This is a genomic window from Vibrio sp. 10N.222.55.C7, assembly GCF_041473335.1.
In the GTDB taxonomy this organism is placed as follows: domain Bacteria; phylum Pseudomonadota; class Gammaproteobacteria; order Enterobacterales; family Vibrionaceae; genus Vibrio; species Vibrio crassostreae_C.
Genome location: NZ_JBFRSC010000087.1, coordinates 1 through 1,049, shown reverse-complemented (window position 1 = coordinate 1,049; position 1,049 = coordinate 1). Strand labels below are relative to the sequence as shown.

Here is a 1,049-nt window from a genome sequence, read left to right as displayed (position 1 = left end):
GCAGGAGTGCGTCGATATCAGGCTCAGCTTTCGCCAGCTCTTTCATGCACTTGACCATGTAGTCGTAGAGGATAAGACCGTTGGCTTTCGCGGTCTCGATGATGCTGTAAAGCATCGCGCTCGCATCAGCACCGTTTGGTGTGTTAGAGAACAGCCAGTTCTTCCTGCCAATGACCAGTGGTTTAATTGCGCGTTCAGCGCGATTATTATCAATAGATAAGTGACCATCGTCGATATAACGAATAAGCTTTGACCACTGCCCAAGCGTATATTTTATCGCTTTGCCTAGTGGGCTAGAGCCAATCACCTTCTGGGTCGTCATCCATTGGTAAAGCTCATCCAGTATCGGCTTGGCAAGCGCTTGACGCTCTGCTTTTCGCTCTTGGGCAGGCGCACCTTTTAAGCGTGATTCTATCCCGTAGAGTTTTTGGATTTTAGCCAGCGCCTTATCAGCCTTGCCTGATTTACCTTTCCCTTGAAGCTTCTTCGCATCCATGAACTTGCGACGAGCATGCGCTAAGCACCCTACATTGGTGACGTGATGCAGACCACCATAAGCCGCGTAGCCATCGGTTTGTAGATAACCGTTGTAGTCACCTAAAAAGTCCACGGGACACGCCCTCGCGCGACTGTTTTGATAGTTGTACAAGGCAATATTTTTCACATTCGGCAGTGCCGATTCGGGTGAGTCAGCGCCTGAGCAGTAGAGCCACATATAACACTTCTTCTCTTCTTTGAGCACATTGAGCGGCGTTTCATCCGCCTGAACCACCACTTGTTGAAGCAGGTTCTCCTTCAAGGCCGCATACAGCGGGGCGAACTTCTCACTGACTTGGATAACCCACCTTGCCATGGTGGTGCGTGATAGCTCGATACCCGACTGGGTAAACAGCGATTCTTGGCGATAAAGTGGCATCGCGTATTGGTATTTGCCAAGAATGATGTTGGTCAGCAAGCTTTCTGTGGCGAAGCTTTTAGGGATGAGACTCTGAGGGGATGGCTTCTGAACGATACGGCTGCTGTCATCTGTTTTCTCGCACTGGCGGCAA

1 protein-coding gene is annotated in these 1,049 nt (G+C 50.2%); it reads right to left on the bottom strand.

All coding sequences use genetic code 11. The features are described 5' to 3' along the window. Window positions 1-1,049: IS66 family transposase (gene tnpC, locus AB4482_RS22600; protein ID WP_372181756.1), on the bottom strand; the 1,049-nt coding region annotated here is incomplete at both ends.